The sequence below is a fragment of the Vibrio sinaloensis DSM 21326 genome (assembly GCF_000189275.1).
In the GTDB taxonomy this organism is placed as follows: Bacteria; Pseudomonadota; Gammaproteobacteria; order Enterobacterales; family Vibrionaceae; genus Vibrio; species Vibrio sinaloensis.
Genome location: NZ_AEVT01000019.1, coordinates 1 through 6,981 on the forward strand (window position 1 = coordinate 1; position 6,981 = coordinate 6,981).

General features: G+C 39.8%; 10 protein-coding genes and 1 pseudogene. All 11 read right to left on the reverse strand.

The window, feature by feature from the left end:
• Positions 1–239, reverse strand: a pseudogene (locus RH45_RS05075) (hypothetical protein); the annotation flags it as partial.
• 111 nt (positions 240–350) lie between these two features.
• Positions 351–863, reverse strand: coding sequence for a GNAT family N-acetyltransferase (locus RH45_RS05080; protein ID WP_008074536.1), 513 nt, complete (start codon positions 861–863; stop codon positions 351–353).
• A gap of 145 nt (positions 864–1,008) precedes the next feature.
• Positions 1,009–1,332, reverse strand: a complete 324-nt coding sequence (locus RH45_RS23505) for a hypothetical protein (RefSeq protein ID WP_008074538.1) — start codon at positions 1,330–1,332, stop codon at positions 1,009–1,011.
• A 138-nt stretch (positions 1,333–1,470) separates the two neighbouring features.
• Positions 1,471–1,914 carry a T6SS immunity protein Tdi1 domain-containing protein gene (locus RH45_RS05090; RefSeq protein WP_008074544.1) on the reverse strand — a complete coding sequence of 148 codons (444 nt, stop codon included), beginning with the start codon at positions 1,912–1,914 and terminating at the stop codon, positions 1,471–1,473.
• Positions 1,915–2,050: 136 nt separating this feature from the next.
• The gene (locus RH45_RS05095; RefSeq protein ID WP_008074546.1) at positions 2,051–2,521 is read right to left on the reverse strand and encodes a hypothetical protein; all 471 of its coding nucleotides are present in this window, start codon (positions 2,519–2,521) and stop codon (positions 2,051–2,053) included.
• A 532-nt stretch (positions 2,522–3,053) separates the two neighbouring features.
• Positions 3,054–3,650, reverse strand: coding sequence for a hypothetical protein (locus tag RH45_RS05105; protein WP_008074549.1), 597 nt, complete (start codon positions 3,648–3,650; stop codon positions 3,054–3,056).
• 148 nt (positions 3,651–3,798) lie between these two features.
• Positions 3,799–4,224 carry a hypothetical protein gene (locus RH45_RS23885; RefSeq protein WP_039958222.1) on the reverse strand — a complete coding sequence of 142 codons (426 nt, stop codon included), beginning with the start codon at positions 4,222–4,224 and terminating at the stop codon, positions 3,799–3,801.
• Between the two features lie 147 nt (positions 4,225–4,371).
• A complete protein-coding gene (locus RH45_RS05115) occupies positions 4,372–4,803 on the reverse strand; it encodes a hypothetical protein (RefSeq protein WP_008074552.1) in 432 nt (143 codons plus the stop codon).
• Positions 4,804–5,065: 262 nt separating this feature from the next.
• Positions 5,066–5,458: a hypothetical protein gene (locus RH45_RS05120; protein WP_008074559.1), complete on the reverse strand. Its 393-nt coding sequence runs from the start codon at positions 5,456–5,458 to the stop codon at positions 5,066–5,068.
• 137 nt (positions 5,459–5,595) lie between these two features.
• Positions 5,596–6,021 carry a hypothetical protein gene (locus RH45_RS05125; RefSeq protein WP_008074561.1) on the reverse strand — a complete coding sequence of 142 codons (426 nt, stop codon included), beginning with the start codon at positions 6,019–6,021 and terminating at the stop codon, positions 5,596–5,598.
• Positions 6,022–6,153: 132 nt separating this feature from the next.
• Positions 6,154–6,957 carry a hypothetical protein gene (locus RH45_RS05130; protein WP_008074563.1) on the reverse strand — a complete coding sequence of 268 codons (804 nt, stop codon included), beginning with the start codon at positions 6,955–6,957 and terminating at the stop codon, positions 6,154–6,156.
• Between the last annotated feature and the right edge of the window lie 24 nt (positions 6,958–6,981).

The window sequence follows — 6,981 nt, forward strand, 5'->3', positions numbered from 1 at the left end:
TCTAGCCAAGGGTATATGATTTTATTTTCTTCGTGACTCCAAGCTAACGGGATAGATAGAATTGTGACAACAGCAATATAGCCTACTTTCCCTTTTAATGGGAAAGCCTTCAAAGTTAAAATAAACCCAGCGACAAAAGGCAATGCTAGTAGAAAGCCGCTTACGCCTTGATTCACAGCTCCAGCACCAATGAACAAAGCACTTACTGCTAAAGTTAAATGAGATATTGTCTTGCGCATAAGCTTAAACCTATCATTTTGTATAACGCCGCGTTAAGTAGTGAGCAACGCTAACCACCCAAACAAAACCATTACACCGCAAACACTTAACCCAACCTAGGATGCAGAACACTAAGCGTTGGGAATCTGTCTTAAACGCCTTGTTAGCATTTGGTATCGAGCGACGTCGAAACCCAACATTTCTTGTCTGTCTACAAACTCGAAACCGCCACGTTCGTAAAACGCTCTTAGGCGCTCTCTGTCACCATGACAGTCGCAACGAACCCAAAGACATCCGCGCTCTTCAGCCAATAAACGTATTGCGGTTAATGCCTGCAAGCCAAAACCTTTGGAGTTGAATGCATTGCCAATTGCAAACTTGTGGAAAAATAGCGTTCCCTTTGTATCCGTGTCTGCCCAAAAATCGTCGACATCAAAGCTAATAAACACGCACCCTATAGTGTGCTGCTCAGATTTCAACAGGTATAAGTTTTCAATAGCATAGTGGCTTTTTAATGCCTTCACTGACACTTGTTGGTGAGTCCACAAGGGTAGCCCTTTCTCATTACAACGCTCTACCGTTTGAGCTAAGAAATTGGAGGCAATATTCCAATGCTCATCTGTAGATGCTTTGACTAACTCCATTACTCCTCCTGAGAATGCTAACGCCGCATTAAGGTGTGAGCAACGCTAACCACCAGCCTAAACCGTTACGCCGTAAACACAAAAAACCAAACGGAACTAAAACCACAAAGCGTTGGGAATCACTCTTAAATGCTTTGTTATGAATTTATGGTAGGCGGATATGCTTTACCCACCAACGAGCTGTAAAACCCATAAAAAAGCCTATTAAAGCAATTAACAGAACCCATTTCGAAGAGGCGTTTAAAAGATAAGCCAACGAAAAACCGCAGCAAAACCCCGAAATCGATTGAAATACTACTGGAGATTTAAATACTTCTCGATCAACCTCCGGAGCTATAAGCAGCCCAAAGAAAAAACCAACCGAAGATCGTAAAAAAAGCTCAGTCCAGTCACCAAAATCTAAGACTAACGATGGTATCGCTACAAGTCCTATGCAAATTGCGACTGAAAATAGCACTACCTTGTACATTTCAGCTCCTAAGATTCATAACGCCGCGTTAAGTAGTGAGCAACGCTAACCACCTAACCTAAACCTTTACACCGTAAACACTAAAACCAAATGTGAATGCAGAGTGCCAAGCGTTGGGAATCTGCCTTAAACGCCTTGTTAGCTTTTTGCCACTGCCACCTGAAAAGCGATTTGTCCCAGAAGAGAAAAATGAACTTCCAAATCTGTTGGCTCTATATTACTAATTTCGTACTCTCCCCCCAACAGCCAAGGTTTTGATAAACTATATATTTGACCATGAGACAAGCTTTTACCTGATTGAATTAAATCACCTATCATCTGAACGGCAAATTTTTCTGCTACAAATTCTTTGTTAGATAACTTTACCTTAAACTCGTCAACTGAATCAGAGACTTGGATTAATTCACCACCACCAGTATCTAACCACCATACTTGACCGTTATTTACATGCTGAACGAATGCGTCACCTGACGCAGATATTAAAATTGGAAGGAAAGCCCCTTGTAGAAGCCAATCCCAATCACTCAGTAACGAATTTCTATCTATGTGAGAAAAGGCTACCGTCAAATCATCTAGAGTCATTGATTTCCTCGTAAAAAGCTAACGCCTTGTTAAGGTGTGAAGCACGCAATACCAATGCTCTCGCATACCACCTTAAACACTAAAAATAACGCATAGTAAAAATGCCACGCGTGCTGAATCACTCTTGAACAACTTGTTAGGCTTCAGATATACCAGCCACATGATGTCTTGCGTCCCAGTCTCCGAATAATTTGTGTTCTGGGCTATAGAACTCAACAGGCATAGAGGACTGTAGCCCCAGACTATTTAATCTTGCATCTTCTGTTACTGTGATGATCCTAACTTTGTATAACTCAGAAACTACCTTAATCACGTCAGACGAAGTCGGATCGCTAAGCTCTTTTATTTTCTTGTAAATTACTGTAACTGGAACAACATGTTCAACAATACGTTTTTCCTTTGGGCTTAATGACGCTGCTTTTGAAATAGGAGCCGACTTGTTATATTTAGTCAAAGCACGTTGGCCTGACTTCGTTACGTGCCCGAAGATATGACAAAAAATGGAGTCAATGGCTAAACGATAAGACGCTGCATCATCAATGCCTGCATCAAGCATCGCAATAATAGAGTTTGCATAGCCTCGAGCCTTACGATCGTTTAAGTTCACTGTATACCTCTTTCTGATGCCTAACGCCGCGTTAAGTGGTGAACAACACTAACCACTAAACCTGAACCATTGTACATTAAACACTTAACTCAACTGGAAGTGAAATCGCCAAGCGTTGTGAATCCGCCTTAAACGCCTTGTTATGTTTCGGGCTACGTAAAGCTCAAATATGCTAAAAACACATATAGCAAGCTACAGACTGGATACGCCACTTTTTTTACCCAGTTATTGAAATTACTTAGCTTTGAATTACCAACCATTCCAATTTTACAAGACAATATACACAATAAAAGACCGATAATTACGAGTAAGATTTTTATATCGTTCGAATCTAATAGCTTTACTGGAATTAATAGTATAAATCCTGCATACATAATAAAGTCAGCAGGCTTAATGCCTAACCACTCTTTAGTCGAATCTTTCATTACATAACCTATAAGAACATAACGCCGCATTAAGGTGTGAGCGACGCTTGGCTATACTTGAGCGAAGCGAAAATGCCGAGCGTTGCGAATCACTCTTGAATGCTTTGTTATAGCGTTCCAAAATGGATAGTGAACGAACTAGATGCTTTTATACAAGCATAAAGGAACACAACATAAGAAGACAAAACACTCCCAACACTTAAAACATTAATGAAATTACCTGTTTTTCGCGATTCGCTCGCATACGAAAGTTGCGATAGATAAGTTGTCCCAGTCGCGAATGCCGCCAAAAGCACACCAATGCAAAACAACAAAATTGAGTGGGTTAGAGCATTTGTAACTAGCTTGGTTGAACCTTCAGTCCATATTTTTCCAGTAAAGGCTAGCAACGCAGCAGCTGCACCACCATTTATAATCATGCTAGATTTTAAAGCAGCTTGTCCCGCAGTAATAACAGACTTAAACATTTCGATGCTATGTGAGGTCATATTCTGAGACGCGGCTATATTTCTAGCGTTATTCGCCTCAAATTCCTTCAATAAACGTTCATGCTCAAGCTTGTTAAACTCCCCAACTTGTTCGGCTCTCTTCTCTAATTGAGCCATGAAGTTATCCATTGCTTCAATTGAAACCGATGTTTCGCCTGCTTGTTTTGTATTACCAAGAGCCTTTCTAACTTCCTGAATCACTTCTTTTGATTTCAACGATTAACCTCATAAATCAATGTAAGCTATAACGCCGCATTAAGTGGTGAGCAACGCCCGCCACCCAACCTAAACCATTGTGCCGTAGCCACTTAAACCAAATCAAACCGAAAATGCCAAGCGTTGGGAATCCGTCTTAAATGCCTTGTTATGCGTTTCTTCCATGCTCCGAATTTATCCCTAGCTTATTGCTAAAAACCAACATACAACTAAGTAAAATACCTATCTCGAAAAGCTGGCATAGAAAAGATGCTGTCTTAAACGCCAGACCTGGCTCTATCCAAGGTATTGCTATTTCGATTAGCACCGCGATTAGAACCAAAGTATACCCAATCCGTTGATGCCACTTACCTAAAACTGGAGAAAAATGGTGGAAAGCTAACAGATAGAGCACCGAAAAAAATGGCATTATAAACCAGGTAAAATACTCAAGAATTTCTATCAACGAGCTACTACCTTCACCCAAAGTCGCCATTAGAATCGGGATAATAAAATTCAGTATCATGTAAAGAAACGGATAGATAAGAATACCCAAAGCAAGATACCGAACTGATTTTATAACTCTACTTTCCACTTGTACTACCCTCTCAAGTTGGAGTAACGCATAACGCCTTGTTAAGGTGTGAGGCACGCAATACCGATGCTTCTGCATAACACCTTAACCACAAAAACCAACGCATAGAAAAATGCCACGCGTGCCGAATCACTCTTGAACAGTTTGTTAGCTTGATGCTTTCCCCAGAAGTTTATTGTTTATTTCAACGACTCCGAAGAATAAGATTGCCCCTATAATTCCATTTAACACAGCCAAAGCCGATGGAATAAAGAAGGTTGAAAGCTCTTTAGCATTCACCGCAGGCACCAATATGAACTTAACGTTGCATAAGTACCAAAGTAAAACTGGTAGCACCGAATAAGTACACCCTAAAACACGACTAGACAGGCTTAAACTTGATTCCTTCAAAAACGCAGACACAAATCGAAATACCGTAAAAAGCCCAGCACTACCTAGCAAGAAGGTACCAAGCACACCAGCAGCAAAACCAATAATTAATAGGTTTTCGCTTATATATATTTCCTGTAGTGCGGTAATGCCTAACAGCAAAGAAATAATTGACGTTACTCGGTAAACCTTAATTTGTCTGATCCTCATTATTTCTCCCCAGAAAGCTAACGCCCAATTAAGGTGTGAAGCACGCGACCAAGGCGCTTAATTTGACCACCGTAAACACTGAACTTAACTCAAACCAAAAATGCCAAGCGTGCTGAATCACTCTTAAATTGTTTGTTAGAAAAATCACTCTCCTTGTTCGATAAGAGCAACTACTTCAGACGCTTGCCCCTTATCTAGCCCTTTAAACAACAAAACAGACCGATTTAATGGACCATAATCAAAAACAATTGAGCCACCTAAACTAGTAAAGTCTCAGCTTTTCAGAAAACAAACCTTTAGGATCAAAGGGTGTTTTCTGATTTATATTCGGATACACACGAATATTCTTTACATGCCCTCTAACATAAATTTTCTTTAAATACGTCACCCCCAGTACATCACGAGAGTAAACTAAATCATTGTTATTGACTTCCAATGTTTCGTTGCTGGATATCGTACAACTAAAAGCTATAAAAAGAAGAATAAGTACCAACATAATCACTTTAGCCCACAGCTCAATCAACTGGTCAAAAGCTTGCGGTAATGCCACCAGAAAAAGCAAAGCTCCAAGCCAAGTTGGTACTTTTAATAACACAGGAAATTTATTCTTACAGTACACTTTAAATGGAACATGGCTTATCACTTTGTAACTCATATGACCCCTTGTATTTTTCTAACGCCGCGTTAAGTAGTGAGCAACGCCACCACTGACTCTAACCTATTGTGCCGTAAACACTAAAGCTGATTCAAACCTAGAATGCCAAGCGTTGCGAATCTGCCTTAAACGCTTTGTTATATGTTGGAGGGATAAATACATAACCCGCTAGTTTTTATGTAAATACCGTCACCAACTTTTGGCTCAATCGCCCAATCTTCTGATGATACACAGAGGAATTCAGGACCATTTCTCAGATAAACATCATATATCGTGGAGTCTTCCGAAATATGAACCACGTTATGCACATGACCAAAAATTTGATGAATGAGAAGCCCGTCACCTTGCTTAATTCCGGTTTTTGAATCGGGTAAGTTAGCTATAATTTTAGCGTCTAAAACTTCCGCGAAATCGAATTCCACTTGCAGAACTTCAGACGGTATATTTGACCTCAAGCTTGCGCTGACATCAATCAAGCATGTAAGCAAATTTCGTTGATGTTCTAGCTGGCATAGGTATTTATCACCAACTGATTTACCGATACTTTTAATATTAACAGTCATACTTTACCCAACATATAACGCCCTGTTAAGGTGTGAGCAACGCAATACTGATGCCGCCGCATACTACCTTAATCACTTAAACCAACGCATGGTGAAAATGCCACGCGTTGCGAATCACTCTTAAACAGTTTGTTATGCAGCAACACCACGGTTAGCTTTGTACTTTTCAACTTCCAACTCACGGTTCCGTTTTTCTAACTCGCTTTGCAATTGGCGTTCTTGCTTTCTATCTTCAAATTCATTCTCCATTCGATATTTTTCTAACTCCATATCAAATTGGTTTCGTTGACGCCTTTCTTCCAAGTCTAACTCTCGTTCACGCTTGTCTCTTTCCATCTCGAATTGATGCTTCTGCTGCCTTTCCTCGATCTCTAACTCTCGACTACGGCGCTCCATTTCCATCTCAAATTGGTGCCTTTGAGCATTCTGTTGGAAATCATTTTCCATTATCTTATGTTCTTTTTCGAACTCATGCTGAGCTAGTTTCGAGTCTCGCTCCAATATAATTTCTTTTTCCCTACGCGAAAACTCTAACTCTAACTCATGAGACGCTTTTACATGCTCTAACTTAGACTGAATAGTCACCAATTCTTCTTTAGCTTTCAATAAGTCTGTATCGTATTGAATCTGTTTCAAGGAACGCTTTTTGTTAACAAACTCTTGGATTGATTGAACAAAATAGGAAGCCCAAGGTAAAAGAATAGTTAGGATGAGAGATGACGCTAAAGGAAACCACAAAAGATAATTAACATCAGAATAATTTTGTTCTAAGAACTCTATTTTGGCTTCAATTTCCTTGTTACTAGCTAATAGAACAGTAATCGCTTTCCAATTAAAAAATACCCATGATACTGAGAATGCGCCTAACAACGGGTTTGATAGCCTTTGTTCGAAGTTTTTTCTAACCGAACCTGTCCATTCTTTCAAAAATTTCATATATACCAACTTTTATTTGATGCA